Origin of the sequence: Microcoleus sp. Pol12A5, assembly GCF_036701435.1 — a bacterium.
In the GTDB taxonomy this organism is placed as follows: domain Bacteria; phylum Cyanobacteriota; class Cyanobacteriia; order Cyanobacteriales; family Microcoleaceae; genus Microcoleus.
Genome location: NZ_JAUBQU010000038.1, coordinates 24,722 through 51,103, shown reverse-complemented (window position 1 = coordinate 51,103; position 26,382 = coordinate 24,722). Strand labels below are relative to the sequence as shown.

Here is a 26,382-nt window from a genome sequence, read left to right as displayed (position 1 = left end):
GTCAAGTTCTCAAAATGGTTTAAAAAACTAATGTTCAATAAGTCTGTCGGATTCGATACACCTATTGTTTTTTGTTGGGAAGTTAAAGTCGAAGTAAACCCTTTCGCCATCGCTCGCACCTATGAATTACGCACTTGATTTACCTAAATACTTCATCTTATCATGTTTTAGGTTGAAATTAAGATGCGTTTACCCTGATTGCCTACCCGCAATAAGGACAACTATAAGATAGATGCCAGAAAACTTTTTTGTCGAAGACAGACTGACCAACCGACATTTATATGTCTTTGCTACAATTACCGCAAAGTCCGTAAATCAAGACCATTATTTTTCAGCTATCTCCTCACAAATATGAAATAATTGTTTTTTGCTATACTTCCCAAACCTCAATTTTACATGAACATCCGCATCGGCAACGGCTACGACATTCACTGCTTAGTCCCAGAACGCCCCCTCATCCTCGGCGGCGTCCACATTCCTCACGAATTAGGATTGCTCGGTCACAGCGACGCAGACGTGCTCACTCATGCGATTATGGACGCGATGCTCGGAGCTCTCAGCTTAGGAGATATCGGTCTGTATTTCCCGCCGACTGACTCGAAATGGAAAGGTGCTGATAGTCTCGTATTGCTGGCACAAGTCAATCAGTTAATATTAGATAAAGGCTGGGAAATCGGGAATATTGATTCGGTGGTGGTGGCAGAACGTCCAAAGCTGAAACCGCATATTGAGCAAATGCGCGATCGGCTTTCTTCCGTCCTACAATTAAAACCCGACCAAATCGGCATCAAAGCTACTACAAACGAAAAGTTAGGGCCGGTGGGGAGAGAAGAAGGAATTGCAGCCTATGCTGTAGTTTTGTTAGTGCTAAAATAGAACTTTAATCTACGTTTTAGGAAAGCCAAAACCATGCAAACTGAAACCTTGGATTTAGAGTTACCCACAGACGCAGATATTATCGCATTGGATAAGGACGATCGCATAGTCGCGCTAATCGAGGTCACAATTATTCAAGCTTAAGAAACAGCAGCAAAAAAGCAGAGGATTGCTGATTACATAATTTCTTGGATGAAAGCTGCGTTAGCTAAGATGTCCGAACAACGCACAGTCATTCCCTATGCTATGTTGGTTGACACCGAACAAATTCGGATTTTCCAATGGGACGGCGTGAATTTATCTGAACCTGTTTGCTCTCTAAACACGGGTGAAATACTTCGTTATTATCAGCCTGACTTTGGTAGCAAAGGGATATTTGGACATACTATTGAAACGCTGGTAGAAGCGTGGCTGCATGACTTGGCCTATCACTGGAATTCAGAAATTCCCCCAGCGTCTGAACAGATAGCAGCAATCGGTTTGCTGCCGCTGCTAGCAGGTGGAACAACAAAATCCGGAGTGAAATTAGGTGGCAATTCTATATATCGAGACCAATTTTTTGATGAGTATTGCTACAGGGCGCGAGGCTGAAGCAATTATGTTGCTGCGGGATTTCTCATCATCAGTTCAGTTGGTTATACCCAGCATTTGTTATATGGAGTCTCTATCGGCTTTAGAGGACGACTTGAAGCGACAAAAGTATTTTAAGGAACAGCTAGGGCGTCAAATCAGTGAAACAAAGCGAGATGTGAGATCTGAACAGGTCGCATCTCTATCTTTGCACCTAGAACAGTCATTGATTTACTATAGCAATCGAATAGATGAAATTCAATTTCGATTGCGTGAAGCAATTTATATGCTGTCGCAAAATGCAGAAATGATTGTATTAAATACAGAGATTCTCGAAGCCAGCTTAAACACAACTATCATCGAAAAAGACCCAACAGACAATTTGATTTTACACTATATCTTGAGTCATGCCCGCTTGCACCCCACAGAAACCAAAGCATTTCTAAGTGGCAACGTCAAAGAATTGCGCAAACTACCAGAAGTTCAATATGCTTTGGAGGAAGTAGGGATAACCAAGTATTTTTCACGCACTGAAGACTTTCTCGGTTGGTTACAATCTCAGTCATAGTTGCACGCAGGTGGTAAACTAAAAAATTATGAAAATTTCTATGATGTTACATTCAAGACTGCGCTGGCTGGCGATTTTACTTGTGGCAATTGGCACTATAACTCTGTCTGCGTGCACTCCAGCCCGATCGACGAACTTAGCAAACAGACTCATCGTTCCTACCCCCAGCGGCCCAGCTACCTTTAACTACCCGCTAAATCAATCTGCATACAGCGTCTTTGGCTATATGTACGAGGGATTGATCAACGAAAACGGCTTGACATCGGAGCTAGAACCCGGTTTAGCCGAGTCGTGGGAAGTTTCTAAAGATGGCAAAAAGATTGTCTTCACCCTGCGAGAGGGGTTGAAATGGTCGGACGGCGAACCGATGACTACTGATGACATTATCTTTAGCTATGAAAAGATTTATTTCAATGACAAAATCCCTAGCGGTTTGAAAGATACTCTGAGGGTTGGCATGAGTCGCCAATTCCCAACAGTTAAAAAAATAGACAGCCGCCGTGTTGAATTTTCCGTTGCAGAACCCTTTGCTCCATTTATTAGATATGCTGGGGGAATCCCAATTTTACCAGCTCATATTTTACAGGAAGCTGTCGAAAATACAGATGCCGACGGCAAACCTAAATTCCTGACTACTTGGGGGACGGATACTGACCCTAAAAAAATTGTGGGGAATGGTCAATATCGAATGCTGAGCTACACTCCCAATCAGCGCGTGGTTTTGGAAAGAAATCCGTATTTTTGGCGCAAAGATGCTGAGGGAAATGTCCAGCCTTACATCCAGCAAATTGTTTGGCAAATTATCGAAAATACTGATAATCAACTGCTGAATTTTCGATCTGGCGATTTGGATACTCTAAACGTGGAGCCGGAAGTGTTTCCCCTACTGAAACGGGAGGAAAAACGCGGCAAATATACGGTCTTCAACGGCGGCCCGGATACAGGCAGCGTGTTTATGTGTTTCAATCTGAATAAGGGGCGCAATGCTCAAAATCAGCCGTTTGTAGACCCGGTTAAGTCTCGCTGGTTCGCGAGTAAAGAATTTCGGCAGGCGATCGCCTACGGCATCAACCGCGAGGCGATGACTAACAATATTTATCGCGGACTTGGCGCGCCGCTGCATTCCCCAATCCCGGCGCAAAGTCCGTTCTACCTGTCCCCAGAACAGGGATTGAAAACTTATAGTTACGATTTGGAAAAAGCCAAAGAGTTGCTGTTAAGTGCTGGTTTCAAATATAACAGTGAGGGACAATTATTGGATGCAGATAGCAACAAAGTGCGATTTACTTTGTTGATGGCTGCGGGTAAAAAAGTTCGGGAACAAATGGGAACACAGATTAAGCAAGATTTAGGCAAACTGGGGATGCAAATTGATACGCAGTTCCTGAGTTTTAACACTTATGTGGAAAAACTGCGATTGACGCGGAATTGGGATACTTACCTCGGTGGTTTTACGGGAGGTACTGAACCGCACAGCGGCTACAATATTTGGTCAGTCAATGGAACTTTGCACAGTTTCAACCAGGGCCCGCAATCCGGAGAACCCCCGATTAAGGCTTGGAAAGTTGATGACTGGGAGCAGAAAATCGATGACCTTTACGTGAAAGCTTCCCAGGAGCTGGATGAGGCGAAGCGCAAGGAGCTTTATGGAGAAACGCAGCGGATTATAGCAGAACAAGTGCCTTTTATTTATATGGTGAATCCGCTGACTTTTGAGGCGGTACGCGATCGCGTTTCGGGAATTCGCTACAGTGCCCTGGGCGGTGCTTTCTGGAATTTGTACGAGCTGAAAATTGCAGAATAGTCAGTTATTATTGGTTATTTGTTAGTTGTTATTGGTTATTTTTTACTAATGATAACGGACAACTGACAACTGACAACTGACAACGGATAACGGACAACTGACAACTGACTAATATTTATGGAACCTGAAATTTTACAGAAGTTACTCGAATCAGTTGCCGCAGGCGATATTAGCCCGATCGCAGCTTTGGATAAATTAAAGCATTTTGACTTTGAACAAGTCGGCGATTTTGCCAAAATTGACCACCACCGTACTTTAAGAACTGGTTTTCCTGAAGTAATTTGGGGACCGGGGAAAACGCCCGACCAAATTGTTGAGATTATCGAGGCGATGCGCGGGCGAAATTCTGCGGTGATGGCGACACGAATCGAACCGAAAGTTTTCGAGCAATTGCAACAAAAAATACCAGATTTGTGCTACTACCAAAAGGCTCGAATTTGTGCAATTTCTCCTAATTCCCCAACTCCGCAGCATTCGGGTACTGTGACTATTATCAGTGCGGGAACGGCGGATTTGCCTGTAGCGGAAGAGGCGGCAATTACTGCGGAACTTTGCGGTTTTCAGGTGCGACGTTTGTGGGATGTCGGAGTTGCCGGCATTCACCGCTTGCTGAGCAACCGGCACGTGATTGCCGGTGCTGATGTGTTGATTGCGGTTGCGGGTATGGAAGGCGCTTTGGCGAGTGTGGTTGCGGGTTTGGCAGATTGTCCTGTGATTGCTGTGCCGACAAGTGTGGGTTACGGCGCGAGTTTTGGCGGGATTGCTCCTCTTTTAACTATGCTCAATTCTTGTGCGGCTGGTGTGGGTGTGGTGAATATTGATAATGGGTTTGGGGCGGCGATTTTGGCTTGTCAAATTCTGAGAACTGCTGGCAGAGTGGGGAGAATCAAAGAGGGGGAGAATGGGAGAGAGGGGGAATAGTTACAAACCCCCTCGATTAGATAAGACTAAAGCCAACTATCACACGACGATCGATTTTTAGGGTGCATCTTGCACCATTCTCAACAACAGGCTTTCCGGCCTGTTACACAAAGAGTGAGTTTTCTTGTGGGGTGGGCATCCTGCCCGCTAAAAAACCTCATTGAAAATGGTGCAACATCTCAGGTGCGTCAGACTCCGTTATTGAAAGATTATTGAAGATTACGGGTAGTAGAGCACCTTACTATCTATGCCAGTGGCGTCCAGGACTGCCAGACTCGGCGGTTGAAACCGCGTTTACACTTCCCTCTCGTCCCAGCAGAGGGCGACTAAAAATACAGGAGGTATTATTGCCGGATTTGATATTACTTGCTGCCCAGCCAAATCGGATAAGCAGAAGAATCCTCAGCTTTTAACTTTTGCGCCTGATAACTCTTGCTAGTCCAACTAGCTACTGTTTGCAGGCTTTCTGTCAAACAACTTTCACTGCCAAACGCTTCAAATCCCAAAGTCCACCACGCGCTGCCGTTAATGTTCAACTGAGTAAGTTCCACGGTGCAACCTTGGGGAATTGGGGCTTCCACAGGCACAGACATCAGGGAACCAGGGGTCGAAACTTGATAAAGACGCTGCGCTCGCTTTTTCTTGACTGCCACCCACTTTCCTGTCGCCACAATATCCGCTGGTATCGGCGCTATCGTGTCCGCACAAACCCACTTCAGCCACTTTTCGGCTTTGCCTTCCCAGCGGTTGCCGAACTGCATCGTCCCCAACTCTCCCTGACGCCACTTTACCTCCAAAGTTTTCCCACGCAGCTTCACTCCCAAGTAGTCGCAGCTTGGTACTAGCAAATATATGTCTTCCCGCTCTTCAGGAGGCGAAAGATACCCGCCGAGACTCTCGCTTCCAAACCATTGATTGATCGATTTTGGCAGTGCACCGCTATAAAACCACCGCATTTCCAGACTGGCCCGCATAAATTTTTCCTCCGTTCCACAATTTTCGTCAAACCCAGACTGGATTTGCCATACACCATCGACTTTTGTGCCTCTCCACTCTATCCTCCCCCCTCCGGGGCCCAGAGTCTACCCACAGTCCTACCATTTTAGATTTTAGATTTTAGATTTTAGATTGGGGAAAGACTTACTCTATAAGGGTTTAGAGCTTGCCTGCAGTTGCATTTTTTTACTGGTGTCAGATCGAGGTCTTTAAAAAAAATTTCTCACAATCCTTTACATATCTTCACAAGTCTGTTACATTTATTTACAGTACACTAAAAACCATTTAGGAAAAAAACATGAGTAACAGAGGCTTAATGCTGGACGACCAAGGCAAAATGAACAATTTTGCGATCGAGCCGCAAGTATACGTCGATGACGAACCCCGCACTGGCTTTACCCCCTACGCAGAACGCTTAAACGGCCGCCTAGCCATGATTGGCTTTGTTTCTCTCTTGGCTTTAGAAGTTTCGACCAAGCACGGGCTGATTAGCTGGCTGACTCACCTGTAATGATTTTGTTAACAATTAAACTATATGGCTATGGATCGCTGGCGGTACACAAACAGCGATCCATAGCTTAACTATTTTGAGGGGCAAGGTTTGATGAGACAATTAAAATTAAATATTTTTGTTTTACCCTACTTGTAAAAAGAATGCTCAAACGAATTGCGGCAATACTTCTGGTGGTTCTAAGCCTCACCTTGACAGGTTGTGTGTCTAAAGTCACCGGACTCAAAAGCTACGTTGATACTGGCGACGGCTATCAATTTCTCTATCCTAACGGCTGGCTGCCGATCGCGGTTTCTAACGGGCCCGATGTGGTCTTCCGCGATTTGATTCAGCAAACCGAGAACGTCAGCGTGGTAATCAGTCCAGTCGCGGGGGGCAAAACTCTGGCGGATTTGGGAACGCCGACGGATGTGGGATACAAGCTCAGCAAAAGTGCCATCGCCCCGAGTGATTCCGGCCGCGAAGCTGAATTAGTCAATGCAGAAGCTCGTGAATCGCGATCGAAAAACTATTACATTTTAGAATACGCCGTTAAGTTACCAAACCAAGAACGGCACAACTTAGCGAGTGTAGCCGTCAGCCGCGGCAAACTTTTTACGCTTAACGTTTCCACTACCGAAGAACGCTGGCCCAAAGTAAAAGAAGCTTTTGAGAAAGTTGTTAAATCTTTCTCTGTTTATTAGTAGGTTAAAAAGTAATTGGGAATGGGGAATGGGGCATGGGCATTGGGGATGGGGAATAGTTTCTTTTTCTTCCTTCTTACCTTTTCTTTCTTCCTTCTTCCTTCTTCCTTCTTCCTTCTTCCTTCTTAACTTATTATGAAAATTCCAACTTTTGTATTAGCTTCAGCTTCTCCAGCGCGCCGTCGCCTCCTAGAAAATGCCGGCATTCAAGCTGTGATTTGCCCCAGCGACTTTGATGAAGGGCAAATACAAATGAGGGATGCCACTAATTTAGTGCAGGTTTTAGCAGAGGGAAAAGCTGAGGCTGTAGCTAAGTTTTTACTGGCTAATTCTCACGCGCAAATCCCCAATCCCAAATCTTGTTTGGTGTTGGGATGCGATTCAATTTTGCTCATAGATGGCGAAATTCACGGCAAACCCAAGGATGCGGAAGAAGCAATCTCGCGCTGGCAGAAAATGCGCGGTAAGGTGGGCGAACTCTATACGGGTCATGCTTTAATTGATACTAGATTCGATGACTTTGGTGAGGCTAGGTCGCGATCGCTTATTCGCTGTCAAGTTACAAAAGTTCATTTTGCGGAAGTTACCTCCCGCCAAATTGCAGCCTACGTCGCCACCGGAGAACCCTTGCAATGTGCAGGCTGTTTTGCATTGGAAGGTAAAGGCGGCTTTTTTGTCGAACAAATCGAAGGATGTCACACAAATGTGATTGGTTTGAGCTTACCTCTGCTGCGGCAAATGCTCACCGAAATGGGATATGATGTGGCGGATTTCTGGCAATCTTAAATATTGTTAAATTCATGTCAGGAATCGGGAGGCACAGCCTCGCTGATATGCCTTCCCAGGCAGAGCCTGGGAACGAGGATTGATAGCCTTGGTGTTGTGGGATGGGCGTCCCCCCTGTCCGTGTTCTGCTTCTTAGCAGCAATGTGTACCGATTTGAATTAACCTAGAGTGAGCGCCCCCTCCGATATAGGTATAAACTGAAGTTGAGCCGGCGAAACATCCTTCACCAAACCCAAGATATTGCCGGTGCTAGCTTCCCGAATCACCGTCGCCTTAGTATTTAAAATTCTAAAATCAGCAGTGCGAGGAATTCCCGGAGGAAAAGGGCCACTGCTGTCATAATCTCTGGCATCACCAATTGTTAAAAACCTTTCGGTCAAAACAATATCATTTTGCGTCAGTCCTCCCGCCAATCCAATTACATCACCTTCAGCCGGATTGTAATCGAGAAGAAAATCTGCCGGCACTTCATCTACATCAAAATTGCCACTAGGAGGCGGTTGAAGCGAACCAATCTCCCCCGAAGTTGCTCCCGCTTCTGTGCGGAGGACAAACATATCTGCGCCTTCACTTCCCCAAAGTCTATCAATTCCAGCATCACCGATGAGAGTATCGTTTCCACTCTCTCCTACTAAAGCATCATTCCCTTTACCACCGCGAATAAAGTCATTGGCCGTGCCTCCATAAACGTAGTCATCACCTTGATCTCCGCTGACAAAATCGCTGCCACATTCTCCATAAAGCATGTCAAAATCTTGGCCCCCGCGAATAGTATCGCTGCCACAACCTCCGATTAAAGTATCTGTGCCACTGTTACCGTTTATCAGTTCCGCACCACCGGAACCTCTGACAAAATCGTTACCAGCTAAGGCACGCAAACCTCCGGGAGTATTCCGCAGAATTCCATTTGCTAATAGAAATGCGTCGTCATTGGGAGTTAAGTCAAAAAAGTTGGGGTCGCTGGCTGGATTTGGCAATAGCCCTGTGAGTAATTTGATGTTTGGGGGATCAGCAATAATTGGGTCTGAATTTTCAGCTAATGCTCTAATTTCTCCGAGATTTGTTTCTAACATCCTAAGTTTCTCCTTGTTTGATTAACTTTGTTGATATTCTGATTTTAACAAAGGTTCCAATTAAGAAATCTGCGGCAATCTGGGGTTAAAACAATCAAATTATTGTCAAAATTGCCGGATATCTTTGTTCAACAAGCCTAGCTTATTGAGACTAACCTGCTCGTCCAAATCCGCAAATATTTTGAACTGTGCACCAATAATTCTGGGGATCGCGTACTCTATTACCCGTCAGCAGTCAGCGTGGGAAAACCCAGAGACTGCTAATTGTCATGAAACCTTGAGTTAAGTTCGGAATAATTAATATGCTAGACACTGCGATCGAATCTATTCAAGCCAGAGAAATCCTCGACTCCCGCGGCCGCCCCACCATTGAAGCTGAAGTTTACCTAGCCAACGGTGTTGTGGGGCTCGCCCAAGTCCCCAGCGGCGCCTCTACAGGCTCTTTTGAAGCCCACGAACTCCGCGACGACGACAAAAGCCGTTACGGCGGTAAAGGCGTCCTGAAAGCCGTCTCTAACGTCGAGCACAAAATTGCCCCCGCTTTGGCTAATCTCGATGCGATCGACCAAGCACTCGTAGACAAAACCATGATTGACTTGGACGGTTCCCCTAACAAATCCCACCTCGGCGCAAATGCCATTCTCGGAGTCTCCTTAGCCACAGCAAAGGCGGCCGCCGAAACTTTAGGACTCCCCCTTTACCGCTACTTGGGCGGCCCCTTAGCTAACGTTTTACCCGTGCCTTTGATGAACGTGATCAACGGGGGATCTCACGCTAACAATAATGTCGACATTCAAGAATTTATGATTGTCCCTGTGGGTGCGCCTTCTTTTAAAGAAGCTTTACGCTGGGGTGCAGAGGTATTTGAATCCTTGAGTAAAGTCTTAAAAGCTGAGGGTTTGCTGACTGGTGTGGGTGATGAAGGCGGTTTTGCGCCTAATCTGAAATCCAATCAAGCAGCTTTGGATTTGTTGATTGCAGCTATTGAAAAAGCTGGCTACAAACCGGGTGAACAAGTTGCTTTGGCTTTGGATGTTGCTGCTAGCGAATTTTACAAAGATGGGCAGTACACTTACGACGGTGTGGCTCATTCGCCGGCAGAATTAATCGATTATTTGGATGGTTTGGTGAGTCAATATCCGATTATTTCGATTGAAGATGGTTTGCACGAAGACGATTGGGACAGTTGGGTAGCGCTGACGCAGAAAATGGGCAGCAAAGTTCAGTTGGTAGGTGACGATTTGTTTGTTACTAATCGCACGCGGCTGCAAAAAGGAATTGATTTGAAAGCTAGCAATTCGATTTTGATTAAGCTGAATCAAATTGGTTCTTTGACAGAGACTTTGGATACGATCGACCTGGGCAAGCGGAACAGCTATCGAGCAGTCATCAGCCACCGTTCCGGTGAAACTGAAGATACCACAATTGCCGATTTAGCGGTAGCGACTCGCGCCGGTCAAATCAAGACTGGTTCTTTGTGTCGCAGCGAACGAGTTGCCAAATATAACCGTTTATTGCGGATTGAAGACCAATTGGGCGATCGGGCAATTTATGCTGGGTCGATCGGTTACGGACCTAAATAACACTTGGTAATTGGTAATTGGGAATGGGTAATTGGTAATCGGTAATCGGTTAGTTTTTAATTTTCATTACCAATGCCCAATGCCCAATGCCCAATGCCCAATTACCAATTAAGGATAGAAAGCCAATTGTGGCAAGCCCAAAGTTTCTTCCCAGCCCATCATCAAGTTCATGCACTGGATGCCTTGACCGGCTTGTCCCTTAATTAAATTGTCGATCGCCGACAGTACAATCACCCTGTCAGTACGCGGATCGACTTCGATGCCGATGTAACAAAGATTCGTACCACAAGCCCATTTTGTTTGCGGATAAACTCCAGCAGGCAACACTTTTACCCAAGGACAATTGCGGTAAAAAGCGCTGAAAATTGTGATTAAATCTTCCCGCACCAAACCTGGATCGCGCAAAGTTGCATAAACAGTCGCCAGAATTCCGCGCACCATCGGAATTAGGTGGGGAGTAAACTGAACTTTAATATCGTGTCCCGCTAAATCGCTGCAAATTTGCTCGATTTCTGGCGTGTGACGGTGGCGGCCAACGCCGTAAGCACCCAGAGAACCCTCTGCTTCAGCTAATAAGAGATTAACTTCGGCTTTCCGGCCCCCTCCCGAAGCACCGGATTTGGCGTCTATAATTGCTGTTTCTGGCACAATGAGGCCTTGTTTTAGCAAAGGTGCCAGGGCTAACAAACTAGCAGTGACGTAGCAGCCCGCACAGCCTACTAACTGAGCGTCTTTAATTCGATCGCGATACAATTCTGGCAAACCGTAAACAGCCGTTGCAGCCACTGATGAGTCCGATCGCTCGCCGCCGTACCAAGCTTTGTAAGTTTCCAGATTTTCAAATCTGTAGTCAGCCGACAAATCCAAGACTTTACAGCCTTTTTCGAGCAGCGTCGGTGCCATTTTGCAAGCTAAACCGTTCGGCAGCGACAGAAACACAACTTCACATTTTGCCGCTATTTTGTCTAAGTCGATCGCCTCCACAGTCAAGTCAATGCAGTTAGTCAAATGCGGATAAAGGCTGGAAAAAGGTTTTCCCGCACTGCTATCCCCGCCCAAATACACTACTTCAGCCGCTGGGTGATCCGCCAGCAGTCGCACAAGTTGCACGCCGCCGTACCCTGAAGCGCCGATAATTCCTACAGGCACACGTCCAACATCTCCCATTTTCCTTTATCCCCTCAGCCGTTGAAGTCAAAAACGCTTGAACTTTTGCTGCATTGTAGTACCAAACGCCAACTTTGGTGGCAAAGAATTGTGTTGTTTTGTGTTGGAGGTGCATTTTTGTTAATTTTCGGCTGTTTGACCCCGCCCAAAAACGGATGGAAAGCCCGGACTCCTTTCCTGGAGAGTCCCAAACTTGAGACCAAAGTTCCATCTTCCAAATTCAAAGGTGCAAGTAAATCTAAAATCTAAAATCTAAAATCGACTGACCGATCGCCAAAACCCTAAAATTAACAAACTGATGTGCGATCGTGCTATAAAAAAACTTACTTTAACCCATCCACAAACCGGAGATTAAAATTTTTCCCTCTTGCCTCTTGTCTCTTGCTTCTTCCCTCTTGCTTGTTCCCTCTTCCGTCTTCCCCCTTCCTTCTTCCTACCTATGGGCATAGTTGTAGAAAACGTATCAAAACAGTTTGGCAGTTTCCAAGCACTCGATCGAGTCAGCTTAGAAATTGAATCGGGTTCCCTAGTCGCATTGCTGGGCCCGTCTGGTTCAGGCAAGTCTACACTGCTGCGACTGATTGCCGGTTTAGAAATGCCCGACTCCGGCAAAATCTGGCTAACAGGCCAGGATGCCACCAATACTAGCGTCCAAGACCGCAAAATTGGGTTCGTGTTTCAGCACTACGCGCTATTCAAGCACATGACAGTGCGAAAAAACATCGCTTTCGGGATGCAAATTCAGAAAACACCACCCGCGAAAGTCAAATCGCGGGTAGAAGAATTGTTGAATTTAGTGCAATTGGCAGGATTGGGCGATAGATACCCGTCGCAACTTTCAGGAGGCCAGCGGCAGCGGGTGGCCCTCGCCAGAGCCCTGGCTGTGGAACCGAAAGTGTTACTGCTAGACGAACCTTTTGGAGCTCTCGATGCCAAAGTTCGCAAAGATTTGCGTGCTTGGTTGCGGCGGCTGCACGACGAAGTTCACGTTACCACAGTCTTTGTGACGCACGATCAAGAAGAAGCGATGGAAGTTGCCGATCGAATTACAGTAATGAATAAAGGTAAAATCGAACAAGTCGGCACACCCGCAGAAATTTACGACCATCCAGCTAGTGCTTTCGTAATGAGTTTTATCGGCCCAGTCAATGTATTGCCCAGCAGTTCAAGAATGTTTCAAGACAACGGGTTTGACTCAGCCAACCCAGAGATTTTCTTGCGCCCTCACGATGTAGTAATTGAAACTACAGAAAATAGTGCAACGGTGCCTGCCAGAATCAGTCGCTTGATTCATTTGGGATGGGAAATTCAGGTAGAATTAACCTTAGATGACGGTCAAGTAGTAAACGCTAATTTGACTAGAGAAAGATTCGATAGCTTGAACTTGCAGCCCCAGCAAAGAGTTTTTGTAAAGCCAAAAGATGCCAAGTCCTTTCCACTTTTTTATTCCATCTAACACCAATTCTGAAAACTAAAGCTAAATTTAGATTGGATACGGCTTTTCCAAGGAGGTGGCGCGGTGCGGTGTTTCTACAAAAAAAATTATAGGGACACGGCACCGCGCCGTGTCCCTAATCTTTTATACAGACAACTGTCCGGTGACTACTGCGCGCTGAGTTAGTCTTTAATCTTGCTGACAGCTTTTTTGACTTGTTGCTCAAAGGATGTAGCTTGTGTATTGGAAGGATTTTTCATTTTTTCAATGTCAGCGTCTCCCTGAACTTCGTTGGGTCCTTTGCTGGCTTTCTCTTGAGTTTCTTCCAAGGACATTGGTTTTTTGAGTACAGCTTCTTGAGATTCTTTTTCAATCCCTAAAAGTTGGTCTTCACCTTTGGTGGGGCTGCTAGTAACGGCAAAAGCGGGAAAAGCATTAGAAACAAACATCAAGGCACAAAAACAAACAGCTATTAAAGTGCGGACTAAACGCTTGGCAGGGAAGTTAAAGCTGATAAAAGACATACAAAATTTCTCCGTTTTTAGAAGTTTTGATCGCTAAGATTGTTAACAGGATGAAGCTCACTCATATTCTGCACAATCTTTAACTCTATTTTGATAAAAGCAACCGTTGCTTTCTTTCAAATTGAGTTAATATATAATATTTAGCTGAAAAAGCTGGTATTTGAAATCCTTCTCAGGGAATATTTCTAGTTGAGTGGCGTCGGTCGCCCCAAGAGATTTATGTAGAAGGCACTTGTGTAGAAGCAAAAAACTCTCTACAAGTGCCTTCGGAGGCGCCTCACATAGCAGTATCAATGTCAGTAACTGATTTTATCGTGGGGTGGGGGCGGGTTTATTTAGCCTGTTTGCAATGTGAGAGGGCGCTTGAGTGAAACCGCAGAGCGGTTTGTGGAAAATGTTGCAAGATATGAGATGCGCCCGACTATCCACTGACTAATGACTAATAACCAATGGCTGCTGCTGTCGCACGGGAACTTGAAATTTTGCTAGATAAGTTTTAATTTCTCCTACACTGAGTTGCCCGTAATGCAGCAGGGAAGCCAGCAGGGCTGCTTCTGCTTTGCCCTCAGTCACGGCTTCGTAGATGTGGTGGCAGTTGCCGGCGCCGCCGGAAGCAATGACCGGAATTTCGACAATTTCGGCAATGCTTCGAGTTAATTCCAAATCGTAACCGGCTTGAGTGCCGTCCGAGTCCATGCTTGTCACCAGAATTTCACCGGCGCCGCGCTGTTCGGCTTCTTTGGCCCAGGCGATCGCATCTTTGCCGGTATTTTCTCGCCCTCCGCGCACGTACACGTCCCAACCAGGATTATCTGCGTCTTGCCGTTTGCGAGCGTCGATCGCCACTACAATGCACTGATTGCCAAATCGATCGCTGGCTTTGTCAATTAAACTCGGATCGCGCACCGCCGCCGAATTAATACTCACTTTATCAGCGCCCGCCCTCAATAAACTTTTAATGGTGTCTAAAGATTGGATGCCGCCGCCCACCGTCAAAGGGATAAATACTCGATCGGCCGTGCGGTACACCACATCAATCATAATATTCCGGTCTTCGTGAGTCGCCGTAATGTCCAGAAATACCAACTCGTCAGCACCCGCATCATTGTAAACCTGAGCCATTTCTACCGGATCGCCAGCATCCTGAAGATTGACAAAATTGACACCTTTGACCACGCGACCGGCTTTCACATCCAGACAAGGTAAAATTCTTTTCGCCAACATACAATTCTCTTCCTATTTAACTTACTCGGCGGGAAGTGCCCCGCTATAACTGTACTCATCTTAGCGGTGGGATGAAAGCTAGGGTGGTTTTTTTCCGTCCTCCTTGTGGTCTTTACTCCTAGCTGGAGAACGAGTTAGACAGGCAAGAAATAACCAATCTCTCAGCTATCACGAGACGGTAACAATAAATAAAATTCGTTTTAAAAATTTGATAAATCATCATAAATTTCGCAACGCTTGCCATAACCAAGCAGTCAAAAGCGAGATCTATGGCATTTAGCACCTACTCTAGCATAGAGGATTTTTACTCTTAGTGGTTCCCTACGCTCCTCACCAACAGTTAATCTGAGAACAACAGACCTCAATCAGTCCGATTCGGGGTATGCTAAAAAATTATTAAAATTATTCAAAACATTTCTGCTGGAATGGACTTTGACACGCCACAGCTTCTTGCTGTTTTACCCGATTTCTTAAAATCGCTGATGGTCATAAGAATGGGGATGTAAAATAGGCACTTTTATAAAAATTGTTTGTTACAGTGCAATTACGATCGCTGGTTTTACTTTGGGAGTATCACTTCTGCAGGCAGTATAATAGTAAAAGTAGAACCCTTACCCACCTCGCTTTCAACCAACGTATCTCCACCCATAATCCGAGACAAATTTCTAGTAATTGCTAACCCTAATCCAGTACCCCCATACTGTCGTGTAGTTGAAGCATCAGCCTGGGTGAATGGTTGAAACAGTTTTTCCATTCGTTCTGGAGCTATACCAACGCCAGTATCACTTCTCTTAAATAAAATATACGGAATGGCTGATTTATGTTTTTGTCCATCGGCTCTTTCAGTTTTTCTATATTTCTTTTCTACCTTAATAGTAATTTGACCTTATTTTGTAAATTTGCTAGCGTTACTAAGTAGATTAAATAAGCTCTGACGTACCTTAGTTAAGTCAGTTTTCATATCTCCCAAATTATTTATGTTCACAGTTAACTACCAATATATTAGCATTCTTCTCCACCAGGGGCTTAATCATCATGATGACTTCCCTAATTAAATCTGAGATATCAACAGTTTCTAAGTAAAGTTCAACCTTCCCCGATTCAATTTTGGACAAGTCAAGAATGTCGTTAATTAGTCCAAGTAAATGTGTGCCTGCACCGTTAATTTTTTTCAGGTCTGGGATAAAAAATTTTTGATCTAAATCTTCGGCTTCTTCTTGCAACATTTCGCTATAGCCAATAATCGCATTGAGAGGGGTGCGGAGTTCATGGCTCATGTTAGCGAGAAACTGGCTTTTAGCAATGTTGGCTGCTTCGGCGGCTTCTTTAGCTGCTAATAATTCCACAGTCCGTAATTCAACTTTTTCTTCTAGTAGTTGCTTCTGTTGTTCTAGTTTTTTAGTTAGATTATATAATTTTAAATGAATTCTAATTCTCGCTAAAACTTCTTCACTTTGGAAAGGCTTAGAAATATAATCAACTGCTCCTACAGATAATCCATTGACTTTATTATGGAAATCAGATAAAGCACTTAAAAAAATTATGGGAATTTCGCAGATTAAGGGATTAGCTTTCAATCGTCGGCAAGTCTCAAAGCCATCAATACCGGGCGGCATCATTATATCTAATAAAATTAGTTCTGGCGGATGATATTCTACTTGTTCAATCGCAGTTTCACCATCAATAGCAACGGATACTTGATAACCCACGTCGGTCAATATGTGGGCTAGAAGTTCTAGGTTATTGGGATTATCATCTACAATCAAAATAGATTGATTGTCTGAGTTTTCAGTCATACATAATTTACTGGGTATGGGATACATAAATTTACAAAAATTTTGGGCTAGGGAGTATTTAGGAATTGCTCTATGTAAGTTCGCACCTGTTTAAGCTTAAAAGCTTTAGCAAATTCGCGCAGATTTTGAATAAAAGGGATAAACTCCTTGTCTATCAGTTCAATCCTCGTCAACTCTTGTAGTAAATCGTTAATTAATCCCTTACGACTAAGATTATACAAGATTAGCAAGTCATCCTGCGAAGGTGGCACAATCTCAACCACTTGTTTTGTCAATTCTCTTGTGCTTTGCGGTTGTAATTTATCTTCATATATCCATTCTAATTTCAGGAGAGATTTGATCGTATTTAACAGGCTATCAGCTTCGATAGGTTTGGGCAAAAATTCATTAGCTCCAATCTCTATACTTTTTTGGAGATCTGACTCAAATACACTGGCTGAAGACACGATAACTGATAAATTAGCCGATGATGCTAATTTACGCAAACTTTTAACCATTTCATAGCCATCCATAATCGGCATAACAATATCTGTAATAACCAGATTGGGCTGAACCTCAGCAATTTTATCCAGTCCTTCTTGACCATTTTCAGCCTCAAAAAGTATAAAGCCAATAGGGCTGAGTAAATTGACAATAACCGAACGGTTTTCCCAATGATCATCTACTACTAGAACTTTTGGCTTATCGCCCTTTAAACCAATAATAACACCCTGCTCAGAACTTTTAGAATTTTTTGCCCATTCCTTAGCTTCGGGTAAATCTATCTCAAACCAGAAAACACTACCTTTTCCTAATTCACTTTCAACTTGCAAGGTACTTCCCATCATATCAACAATTTTTTTGCTGATAGCTAATCCTAGTCCAGTCCCTTCTGATTGCTTCTTTATACTACCCGACTGCTCAAAGGGCAAAAAGATATTTTTAACATGATCGCTTGATATCCCAATTCCCGTATCTTCAACTTGGAATATAATTCGATACAAAGGTAGTTGCCTGACCTCATCTTCCAAGAGTTTTGAAGTAATTATCAATTTCACACTACCTTGTTCCGTAAACTTAATAGCATTGCCTAATAAGTTAATCAATACCTGTCGCAATCGTTTTTCATCCGCAAAAATCCCAACTGGGAGTTTACCTTCGATGGTATAGATAAAATCAATTCCCTTTTGATCTGCCCTGATCCGACAAATTTCAACCACTGCTTGCAGAAAAGCGGGAAAATGAAAATCTGTCGCATATATTTCCATTTTCTGGGCCTCGATTTTAGAAAAATCAAGGATATCGTTAATCAGAGTCAGTAGGTGGGAGCCACATTGGTTAATAATATTAATTCCTTTTTGATCGGACTCAACTATGTGTTTCGATCGCTGGAGAATTTGGGCATATCCTAAGATACCATTGAGAGGTGTCCGTAGTTCGTGGCTCATATTAGCTAGAAACTCGCTCTTAGCACGGTTAGCAGTATCGGCAATTTCTTTCGCGTGTTTAAGCTCTACAGTTCTGTCTTCAACTCGCAGTTCCAATTCCTCATTGGTTTTCGCAAGCGCGGCAAAAGATTCGCGGACTTGCTGAGCCATTTTGTTAAATAAATATCCCAAACGACCCAATTCATTTTGGCGGTTTACATTAACTTGAACATCAAGATTGCCAGCAGCAATACTCTCAGTTGCCGCCATTAATTTATTGAGTGGTGTAGAAATTTCTCGCCTTAAAATTAAGAATACAATAATAATTTCAATCAGTAATGCACTTAGCCCTAGCACTAGAATCATGCGAGCAGTAGCTAAGGCTTCTTGGGTTAGCAGAGATTTGGGGAAAACTGTGACCCAGTACCAATTTGGCTCATCAATTTTAGTAACACCCAAGTATTCATCATAGTCAGGATTGTCAATAATCATATTTTTCTGTTTATGAGTCGTGACTAATTCATAAATTCGCCGCAGATGAGCATCTCCTGATTGGGCGATGGAGAATTGTCCATTTCCCTTTTGAATACTTTGCATAAGTTCTGGGTGAGCTACTAGCCGCCCATCGGCTCGAAAAATCATGTTGTATGTGCCTTTGAGTCCTTCATTAATAGTCCGTTTCTGCAAATCCTCTATTAAAATATCATGCCCGATTGTAGCAATATGCTTGCCATCCACATCTAATGGTGTCACACAGGATGCCATCCAAGCTACAGCTACTTGGTCGTAATATATGCCTGTCCAGACTGTTTTGCGTTCTGGATCGTAGATAGGGCGGGTAATTTGGAATGACTCATCATCTGTGACGCGAAACGATTCACTAGAAGGTGGTTTTAGCGACCAGGGATACTGGTGCATATACATGATCATACCATTCTCAGGAATTTGCGTATAGGTGTTAGCAAAGCGATTGCGCCATGCTGGGCCACAAGCATTTATTGTTTTATATAAAGCAACTATTCGTCGCTGCATCTCAGTATCAACATTAACATTTTTACCGAGGAACAATCCCCCAGTCTTGTCGATTTGAAATAGTTCAGGGCGATTGCGAATTGAGCCATCTGGATATTTGACAAAGTTGTGATCGAATTCAGCTTTTGGGTCGCGATATACTTCTGCTTTTAGTTGCTCTAATAAAGCTTGTTTAAGCAACTTATGGTTATCTTCAGCTAAGGTAAATATTGCTCTTTCGCGTTTAGAGCGTAATTCCATGTATTGCTCTAACTGCGTGAGTGAATTAGCAGTAATCCGTGAGATTATTTGGAAATAGCTAATAGCGGTGGATGCGACAACAACCATCCCCATGCCAAAAGCTATCTTCAAGAGTGTTTGTTTGGTCAGGGATTCTTGGGAGCGATTTTTTTTGTTACGAGTTTGGGAGATGATAGAGTCAGATGATTTTAATGTGGAAAACAAATTTATTTTCATTTTTTTAGTAAAGTTAAATCAAACTCTGTTAACCGACTATTTTCTTTGTTATTCTCTAATAATTTTTAATTAATACTGAGCTTTTTGTAGTAATTGCCCTGTATTTTACCCCCTGAATGGGGTACGCACTGCTCACTACTATACAATATTTAGATCCATCATTATTTGGTTTTACTATATCACAGAAAACCTTGACGATGGAAATAGGATAAATAAGCATTTAATACGGACTCATTAATGGGAGGACAGAGAATATCAGTACCGACCAGTCCATCCTGAGTGTTGCGGTCGTCAAACTTTTGATAGACAAAAGATGTTGTCTCGATAAAAGTTTTTTGGCTATGAGATATTTTTTTGACAAATAGAGAAGCCATCGGAGTTAAAGCATTGTCTGGAGACATATTGAGTAGTTTTGCCTGCCACTGCGGGTAAGGAATAGAAGGGAGGGCATAACCAAGGGTGTTAAGATTCAAGATAAGTTCGTTCATTGGTAATACATGGGGGCTTAAGACATGAAATGTCTTGTTAAGAGACTCTGGTTGATGCGATAAATACCGAATCGCCTGAACTATATAATCCACAGGAGCGAGACTCATCTTGATATCTAATTCAGGGCCATACCCTAATTGAATCAAGCCCTTGATTATCAAACAAATCGTATTACTCAGTTGAAAAGCACCTGTTTTGCTATGACCTGTCACCATTCCCAAGCGATAGATGGAAACTGGTAAACCGCGATCGCGGGCAGCCATAACTAATTTTTCAGCCACCCATTTACTTTGAGCATAACCATCGGAATATCCTTCAGCACTAAGTAAATCATCTGTTTCGGCAATTACTTTGATACCATCATAGTTCGATGCTTGAAAGACATCCAGAGTAGAAATATAGGGGACAGGTGTAATTTTAGTCATGGTGGCTAGACGCAATATCTCCTTTGTCCCGCCCACATTGGCATCCCGTAACGCAGTGTAGGGATAAACCAAATTGACATAAGCACCACAGTGATAAATCACATCAACGACATCTGCTAATTCACTAAAATTTGGTGTCGATAGTCCCAAGAATGGCTTGGATAAATCTCCAATTATGGGGATAATTCTCCTACTAAAGTCTTCTTCCCAAATTTCGTAATTTTGCAGAGTGCTACACAGTCGAGAGGTTGCGAATTCCAAATTATCAGCACGAACTAAACAATAAATAGTCGCTTGGGGATTATGCAGCAACAATTCATGCAATAGAAAAGCACCAACAAAACCCGTTGCCCCTGTCAAGAAAATGTGCTTCGGTCTGAATCTGGTAATTGTCAATGGGTGAATAGTTTCATCTAAGACTGCATCAGCCGATAAGTCAGCTATATTTGTTTCAAAAATCGCCGTAGACCCCGCCGACTGCACAGCCTCAATTACTTCACCTAACCCAGCAACTGTCGGAGATTTGAACAGGCAATCTAAAGATAATTCCACTGGGAAAGCTTGCGATACTCGATTTAGTAATAAGGCGGCGCGTAATGAATTTCCGCCTGACTCAAAAAAGTTTTGATGTATGCCAATTTGCACTCCTAAAACAGAGGCCCAAATTTCAACCAATTGTTTCTCTATTTTCGTGCGTGGAGCAACAAATTTTTCAACATTATCAAGAGTTGGTGCCGGTAGTGCTTGCCGATCTATTTTACAATTAGGTGTTAATGGCAAAGCATCCATAAAGACCACAAGCGCAGGAATCATGTACTCAGGCAATTTTTCTTTGAGCATTGCTCGAAAGGCTGCTGAACTCTGCTTTAATTCTGGTGAATTCAACACCACATAAGCAACTAAGTAATCGTGTTCATGAGCATTATTACTAACAACAACTACCACATCCTTTACCGCAGGATTGTCGAAGCATGCTGCTTCAACATCTTTTAATTCAATTCGGTGTCCCTGAATTTTGACTTGGTAATCACTGCGCCCAATAATCGCAATATTACCGTCTGGAAGATAACGAGCTAAGTCACCTGTCTTATAAAGACGACCACCCGGTTCATTGTTAAAAGTATCATCAATAAACCTTTCCTGATTTATCTCTGCACGGTTAAGATAACCTCTTGCTATTCCCATACCACCAATGTAAATCTCTCCCTCAGATCCGTCAGTAACAAGCTCAAGATTATCGTTGTGAGAATGGCGTGGATACTTGAACAGATAGATTTGAGTATTTAAAATGGGGCGACCAATTGGTATAGTTTCCTCACCTGCTTCTACTTGATGAATGGTTGACCAAATAGTTGTCTCAGTCGGGCCGTACATATTCCAAAGGGAGGAACTTCGCTCTAGCAATTGATTAGCTAAGTGTCGATTGAGAGGTTCTCCTCCACAAAGAATTTTTAAATTGCGATCGCCTTGCCAATTAACGGCTAATAGCATTTTCCAGGTTGCAGGGGTTGCCTGCATGACTGTAGCGCCCGATTCAGTGATGGTTTTAGATAACTTCATTGGATCGATGGCGACTGCGCGACTAACAATCACAACGCGAGCACCAACTATTAACGGTAAGAAAAGTTCTAAAACAGCAATATCAAAAGATATCGTAGTGACTGCTAGTAGTACATCTTGTTCTGTCAATCCTGGTTCTGCTTTCATCGAGAGAAGAAGATTGACTACAGCAGCATGAATAATTTGCACGCCTTTTGGTTTACCAGTTGAACCAGATGTATATATTGTATAGGCTAAATTATCTGGCGTGACTTCGCTATCTAAATTATCTGGGCTGAATTGCTCAATTTCTTGCCAATCTGAGTCTAAACATACCACTCGCATACCATTTCTTTTAGGTAGGGAGCTGAGAAGATGGGTTTGGGTAATTAGTATCGGAAGCTGGGAGTCTTCCAACATAAAAGCTAATCGGTCTTCGGGATAAGTTGGGTCAAGAGGGACGTAAGCACTACCGGCTTTTAAGACTCCCAGAAGTCCGATTAACATATTCAGCGATCGATCAACGCATACTCCAATAAGCGTCTCTGAATTAACCCCTAAGCTTTTCAGATAATGTGCTAATTGATTGGATTTATTATTTAATTATTGATAAGTTATTTTCTCGGCTTTAAAAATAGCAGCAATAGCATTGGGTGTTTGCCTTACTTGGAATTCTACTAACTTATGAATGCAGAAGTTTTCGTGGGTTCTCATTACAAACCTTGATAAATAAGTTGTGACGAACCTAGCTCACGACGCTCTGTAGGCTTTTAAGCATTGATTAGGTAGCCATTGCTGGTGCTTTACCGTTTTTATTGTGCTTGCAAAGCCAGTCATCAATGACACCAAACTTTTGGTCGTGGTAGAGGTTTACATAATTTACTAGACCTAACTATGTTCATCCGGAATAAAAGGAAAATTTAGGTAAATTTATAATTCCCTTCCGCACACTCAACTGTCACATCGGTTATTTCGAGTTGATGGCGGTAAATTAATCTCCGATTTTTAAGTAAAAATACTGAGAATAATAGTTGGTTTAGAATGATTATTACTCCCAGGAAGAATGACGATGATTACGATCGCACAATGCACAGTAAAAAATATCAGCGCTCAGACACGGTTCCCTCAAACCATTGCCTGGCAAGTTTTCCAGCTTACTTGTTACCCCGCTAGCTCAGTTTGGCTTCACAAATTGCTATTTACCATATGCGATTGCCCTGTCACCCAAAACTACATCATTTGAGTTCACTAAACCTATGCACAGCATTCATCAGCTTCTTTGAAGGACGGGCATCTTTCCCGAATTTCTAGTCAAGGCAGACCAATCAATTCAGTACCCCACAAAAAGTACAAATTTTTGGTGGTGATAAATTCCTCCATTTTCTAGGAAAGCTGGGGGTTGTTTTTACTACAATAAACCATAATTTCTAAAAATATAAACCGTAAGCAGTATAAACTATTTCGCAAACATCAAGATTAAAATCCTCGCAATACAGCCAGTTTAGCGGTCATTACTCACAAAAAAAAGGCAAACGCTCGTGAGTAATGACCGGAAAAAATATCTCCAAAATTGGTGCAGGAAAACCAAGTCATCGTTGTTGAAAAGCTGGCAGTTAATAAATTGGTTAAATAAAATTCTATCCCAAAAAAGTAGCGATTGCTGCTGGTCAATTTTGACCGGAACGTTGAAATACAAGGCTGAAAGAGACGGTAAAAATTACCTAGAGACTGGTAGTTTTTTTGCACCATCGAGTAAGAGTTGCCACGTAGGTCTGAATCAGGTGGGTAGCCTTCCGTTGGAAGTACGTAGCTGGACTTGTTCCAACTGCAAAATTAAGCACGATAGAGATGTGAATTCTGCTATCATTATTGGCGATGAAGAGCTGGGATTATTAGCGTTAGGAACTAGCACTACTGCCCATGAACGGAATGGAAGTTCGACGTTTGGAAGGAAATCTTCGGTATGAGTGGCTGTTCCGGTTGAAATTGGAAGCTTACACCAGAGGGAGTAGTGCACAGAACTCTGGAGCTGCATACCAGCTCACCCCCCTACCCCACGCCTAGCTCTACCTTATACAGACAAGTGGATCGCTGACCCATATTGCAGAAACCCTGTTTCCTAAAATCTTGATTTCTCGTTTGGCCGAATCAATAACTTAAAATTCATGAAAATAAGCTTCCTTTCTGAGATTCATGCGAAACTTGGGTTTCAGGAATAGTGTGGCAAGATTTCGGACTTGTGTTTACACGCTAGCAGCCTAGTCAGAGAGCCATTTTCCCACTTTTTTATGGTCCATCAAAATAAATAAAAGTTGTCTCCGCTCTGGGGCAGGCAGTATTATCAGGTACAATCTTGGTAGACAGTATGTTTTTACTGTCTGCTTCGGTAGATCGAATCATAAATACCTTCGCTCGCTCGATCGAATTTATGGTTCTGAAATCCTGCAGGGGCTAGGTGCATCGACGATGGACTAAAAAATCTAAAATCTGAAGTCTCAAATCTCAAATCGGTTAATTTTGTGTCGTTTCTAGGACTGTTGTGACGAGTGCAACCCAATCCACATATGGTACTTCGCACAGAAGGCGGCAATCGCTACTTGCCGCTCTCCGGCAGCAATTGCTGGACAGTAGGGCGGAGCGATGACAATAATTTTGTACTGACAGATCGCTGGATTTCCCGTAATCACGCGATGTTACAGCAGATGGAGACAGGAGAGTTCTACCTGATCGACTTGGGCAGCCGCAATGGTTCGTTTGTCAACGGGCGGCGGGTCAGTATTCCTGTAACTCTCAGAAATGGCGATCGGATTATTTTCGGTCAAACCGAATTGGACTTCTACAACCCAACCGCCGGACACCGACACGATCCAATACACGAGACAGACTCTGAAGATTTTACGGCGACTTTGACGGTGCGTAGCCTGATTAGCGTCATGGTAATGGACATCCGAGACTTTACAGTTTTGACTAGACAGCTAGACGAAACCCTCCTTTCAGAAGTCATCGGCAATTGGTTCCGCAAAGCAGGACAGATTATTCGCGAACATGGCAGTTGGGTGGACAAATACATCGGCGATGCCATCATGGCCGTCTGGTTCCACAAAACCAGCGGTGTTAGCAGCGAGGAAATGATGCGGATTTGCCAAGCTTTGAGCGAATTGCACAAGGCAACAGATGAACTCAGCAGCCGTTACCCCCTACCTTTTCCTTTGCGAGTCGGGGCCGGAATCAATACTGGTTATGCAATGGTGGGAAATTCTGGCAGCAGCGACCGATCGGACTATACCGCCTTGGGAGATACTGTAAACGCAGCATTTCGCCTTGAATCTTGCACTAAGCAACTCGGCAAGGATATCGCTGTGGGAGAAACGACCTACAAATACCTGACGCAATTGGGGGCAGAGGGCGCTTTCGAGCCGCACACCGTGGCTTTGAAGGGTTACGACACTCCCAGCCTGACTTACGCTGGTACTTATGCTGACTTGAACGCTTTTCTCAAAAGGAAAGGAAAGAGTTCTCGATAGCTAGAAAATGGGGTGCAGGGCAAAAATTAACCGTTGAAAATGGTAGTTCGAGTTTTTAATTTGGACTGCCTTTTATAAATTTGCCTGGGATGCTTAAAACTCGACCATTATCATATATATTCATATTTGTCAAGACCCAGATGTAAAGTTTATAACATCCCTCTACCTATTGCGGATTTATCTGAAAAACTGCATAAGCAAAATGGTAGTCTCTACATAAATGCTGTGTATGAAATTGGGAGACAAAACTTCATGAAACGATTGGGTCGTCTATTGGCAGTATTGGGCTTAGTGCTGGGCTGCTTTGCATGGGCTGGAGACCAAAGCGCGATCGCGGCGTCATTAAGCCGCATCGTCTTGCCATCATCCTCGCTCCTAGCTGTTGAAGCTCCGGCTAGAACCAATCGCGCCGATGAGAAGCTTGCCACAGAATACGGCAAAAAACTTGATTTGAACAACAGCGCCGTCCGGGACTTTCGGGAATTTCGAGGGTTGTATCCCACTTTAGCTCGACTAATTATTAAGAATGCTCCTTACGAAAAGGTTGAGGACGTACTCAATATTTCAGACTTGACGGATGCTCAGAAAAAAGTGCTGCAAGCTAACATGGACAAATTCACCGTAACTGATGTTGAATCAGTCTTTATTGAAGGAGACAACCGGTTGAATAATGGTCTCTACGACTAGGTAGCAGCGGGTCTCATTTGAAGCAGAAGTCATTTGGCAGAAGGCATTCGGCAGAAAGAAAAAATTTTTTCTACAGGCTGATGACTTCTGCCTTTAATTTCTGAACACTTACTTTCAACCATCATTCGGCAAAAGCCGACCCAAATTCCCTAGATTGAAATAAGCGGGCTCCCCAGATTTATCTAAAATCTAAAATCTAAAATCTACAATCCCTTGACTGACATTAGTTGCAGTCCCCAGATTCATCTGTAGATTCAATTCTAAAATCTAAAATCTAAAATCTAAAATCTAAAATTGACTGGCGGCA

At 43.6% G+C, this 26,382-nt stretch carries 22 protein-coding genes and 1 pseudogene; 13 read left to right on the top strand and 10 right to left on the bottom strand.

Translation table 11 applies throughout. The features are described 5' to 3' along the window. Positions 1 to 396 precede the first annotated feature (396 nt). The 5 genes from ispF to larB all read left to right on the top strand — a co-directional run bounded on the left by ispF (position 397) and on the right by larB (position 4,739). On the top strand, positions 397 to 876 hold the full coding sequence (gene ispF, locus QUA45_RS12950; RefSeq protein ID WP_333220983.1) for a 2-C-methyl-D-erythritol 2,4-cyclodiphosphate synthase: 480 nt from the start codon (positions 397 to 399) through the stop codon (positions 874 to 876). Positions 877 to 1,068: 192 nt separating this feature from the next. Beyond that, positions 1,069 to 1,467 carry a hypothetical protein gene (locus tag QUA45_RS12945; RefSeq protein WP_333220979.1) on the top strand — a complete coding sequence of 133 codons (399 nt, stop codon included), beginning with the start codon at positions 1,069 to 1,071 and terminating at the stop codon, positions 1,465 to 1,467. Beyond that, positions 1,439 to 2,014 carry a PIN domain-containing protein gene (locus tag QUA45_RS12940; protein ID WP_333220977.1) on the top strand — a complete coding sequence of 192 codons (576 nt, stop codon included), beginning with the start codon at positions 1,439 to 1,441 and terminating at the stop codon, positions 2,012 to 2,014. Before QUA45_RS12945 ends, QUA45_RS12940 begins: the two co-directional genes overlap by 29 nt. A 40-nt stretch (positions 2,015 to 2,054) precedes the next feature. Further along, positions 2,055 to 3,818 carry an ABC transporter substrate-binding protein gene (locus tag QUA45_RS12935; protein WP_333220975.1) on the top strand — a complete coding sequence of 588 codons (1,764 nt, stop codon included), beginning with the start codon at positions 2,055 to 2,057 and terminating at the stop codon, positions 3,816 to 3,818. 117 nt (positions 3,819 to 3,935) lie between these two features. After that, the gene (gene larB / locus QUA45_RS12930; protein ID WP_333220973.1) at positions 3,936 to 4,739 is read left to right on the top strand and encodes a nickel pincer cofactor biosynthesis protein LarB; all 804 of its coding nucleotides are present in this window, start codon (positions 3,936 to 3,938) and stop codon (positions 4,737 to 4,739) included. Positions 4,740 to 5,101: 362 nt separating this feature from the next. Here larB and QUA45_RS12925 read toward each other — a convergent pair whose 3' ends face one another. After that, positions 5,102 to 5,713, bottom strand: a complete 612-nt coding sequence (locus QUA45_RS12925) for a hypothetical protein (RefSeq protein WP_333097663.1) — start codon at positions 5,711 to 5,713, stop codon at positions 5,102 to 5,104. 320 nt (positions 5,714 to 6,033) lie between these two features. On the opposite strand from QUA45_RS12925, the gene QUA45_RS12920 reads away from it, so the two are divergent. From QUA45_RS12920 to QUA45_RS12910, 3 genes are all read left to right on the top strand, one after another. Further along, positions 6,034 to 6,246 carry a high light inducible protein gene (locus QUA45_RS12920; RefSeq protein WP_190659021.1) on the top strand — a complete coding sequence of 71 codons (213 nt, stop codon included), beginning with the start codon at positions 6,034 to 6,036 and terminating at the stop codon, positions 6,244 to 6,246. A gap of 143 nt (positions 6,247 to 6,389) precedes the next feature. Continuing rightward, positions 6,390 to 6,929, top strand: a complete 540-nt coding sequence (gene psbP, locus QUA45_RS12915) for a photosystem II reaction center PsbP (RefSeq protein WP_333097664.1) — start codon at positions 6,390 to 6,392, stop codon at positions 6,927 to 6,929. Between the two features lie 135 nt (positions 6,930 to 7,064). Next, positions 7,065 to 7,715 carry a nucleoside triphosphate pyrophosphatase gene (locus QUA45_RS12910; RefSeq protein WP_333220971.1) on the top strand — a complete coding sequence of 217 codons (651 nt, stop codon included), beginning with the start codon at positions 7,065 to 7,067 and terminating at the stop codon, positions 7,713 to 7,715. A 158-nt stretch (positions 7,716 to 7,873) separates the two neighbouring features. On the opposite strand, the gene QUA45_RS12905 is transcribed toward QUA45_RS12910, so the two are convergent. Continuing rightward, a complete protein-coding gene (locus tag QUA45_RS12905; RefSeq protein WP_333220969.1) occupies positions 7,874 to 8,788 on the bottom strand; it encodes a calcium-binding protein in 915 nt (304 codons plus the stop codon). A 302-nt stretch (positions 8,789 to 9,090) separates the two neighbouring features. Here QUA45_RS12905 and eno point away from each other — a divergent pair, with 302 nt between their 5' ends. Continuing rightward, on the top strand, positions 9,091 to 10,371 hold the full coding sequence (eno, locus tag QUA45_RS12900) for a phosphopyruvate hydratase (RefSeq protein WP_445243280.1): 1,281 nt from the start codon (positions 9,091 to 9,093) through the stop codon (positions 10,369 to 10,371). A gap of 108 nt (positions 10,372 to 10,479) precedes the next feature. Here eno and argC read toward each other — a convergent pair whose 3' ends face one another. Further along, entirely contained in the window at positions 10,480 to 11,538 is a 1,059-nt protein-coding gene (gene argC / locus QUA45_RS12895) for an N-acetyl-gamma-glutamyl-phosphate reductase (RefSeq protein WP_333071368.1), read from the bottom strand. A 439-nt stretch (positions 11,539 to 11,977) separates the two neighbouring features. Here argC and QUA45_RS12890 point away from each other — a divergent pair, with 439 nt between their 5' ends. Further along, a complete protein-coding gene (locus tag QUA45_RS12890) occupies positions 11,978 to 12,994 on the top strand; it encodes a sulfate/molybdate ABC transporter ATP-binding protein (RefSeq protein ID WP_333041096.1) in 1,017 nt (338 codons plus the stop codon). 161 nt (positions 12,995 to 13,155) lie between these two features. On the opposite strand, the gene QUA45_RS12885 is transcribed toward QUA45_RS12890, so the two are convergent. From QUA45_RS12885 to QUA45_RS12855, 7 genes and pseudogenes are all read right to left on the bottom strand, one after another. Next, the gene (locus tag QUA45_RS12885; protein WP_333084133.1) at positions 13,156 to 13,497 is read right to left on the bottom strand and encodes a low temperature-induced protein; all 342 of its coding nucleotides are present in this window, start codon (positions 13,495 to 13,497) and stop codon (positions 13,156 to 13,158) included. A gap of 432 nt (positions 13,498 to 13,929) precedes the next feature. Next, a complete protein-coding gene (hisF, locus tag QUA45_RS12880; RefSeq protein ID WP_333097670.1) occupies positions 13,930 to 14,721 on the bottom strand; it encodes an imidazole glycerol phosphate synthase subunit HisF in 792 nt (263 codons plus the stop codon). Between the two features lie 559 nt (positions 14,722 to 15,280). After that, on the bottom strand, positions 15,281 to 15,475 hold the full coding sequence (locus tag QUA45_RS12875) for an ATP-binding protein (RefSeq protein WP_333220967.1): 195 nt from the start codon (positions 15,473 to 15,475) through the stop codon (positions 15,281 to 15,283). A gap of 217 nt (positions 15,476 to 15,692) precedes the next feature. Further along, complete coding sequence (locus QUA45_RS12870) at positions 15,693 to 16,517, bottom strand: response regulator (protein ID WP_333220966.1); 825 nt, start codon at positions 16,515 to 16,517, stop codon at positions 15,693 to 15,695. 47 nt (positions 16,518 to 16,564) lie between these two features. Then, positions 16,565 to 19,411 carry an ATP-binding protein gene (locus tag QUA45_RS12865; RefSeq protein WP_333220964.1) on the bottom strand — a complete coding sequence of 949 codons (2,847 nt, stop codon included), beginning with the start codon at positions 19,409 to 19,411 and terminating at the stop codon, positions 16,565 to 16,567. A 179-nt stretch (positions 19,412 to 19,590) separates the two neighbouring features. Next, positions 19,591 to 21,114 carry a thioester reductase domain-containing protein gene (locus tag QUA45_RS12860; protein ID WP_333220981.1) on the bottom strand — a complete coding sequence of 508 codons (1,524 nt, stop codon included), beginning with the start codon at positions 21,112 to 21,114 and terminating at the stop codon, positions 19,591 to 19,593. Further along, positions 21,094 to 22,455 (bottom strand): annotated as a pseudogene (locus QUA45_RS12855) (non-ribosomal peptide synthetase); the annotation flags it as partial. The pseudogene QUA45_RS12855 and the gene QUA45_RS12860, both read right to left, overlap by 21 nt. A gap of 947 nt (positions 22,456 to 23,402) precedes the next feature. Between QUA45_RS12855 and QUA45_RS29180 the strand changes: the two are divergent. The 3 genes from QUA45_RS29180 (at position 23,403) to psbU (ending at position 26,075) form a co-directional block, all read left to right on the top strand. Further along, positions 23,403 to 23,831, top strand: a complete 429-nt coding sequence (locus QUA45_RS29180) for a zinc ribbon domain-containing protein (RefSeq protein WP_445305310.1) — start codon at positions 23,403 to 23,405, stop codon at positions 23,829 to 23,831. A gap of 597 nt (positions 23,832 to 24,428) precedes the next feature. After that, positions 24,429 to 25,388 (top strand): adenylate/guanylate cyclase domain-containing protein, encoded by a 960-nt coding sequence (locus QUA45_RS12850; RefSeq protein WP_333079327.1) that lies wholly within the window; start codon positions 24,429 to 24,431, stop codon positions 25,386 to 25,388. 252 nt (positions 25,389 to 25,640) lie between these two features. Next, on the top strand, positions 25,641 to 26,075 hold the full coding sequence (psbU, locus tag QUA45_RS12845; RefSeq protein WP_333220962.1) for a photosystem II complex extrinsic protein PsbU: 435 nt from the start codon (positions 25,641 to 25,643) through the stop codon (positions 26,073 to 26,075). Positions 26,076 to 26,382 lie beyond the last annotated feature (307 nt).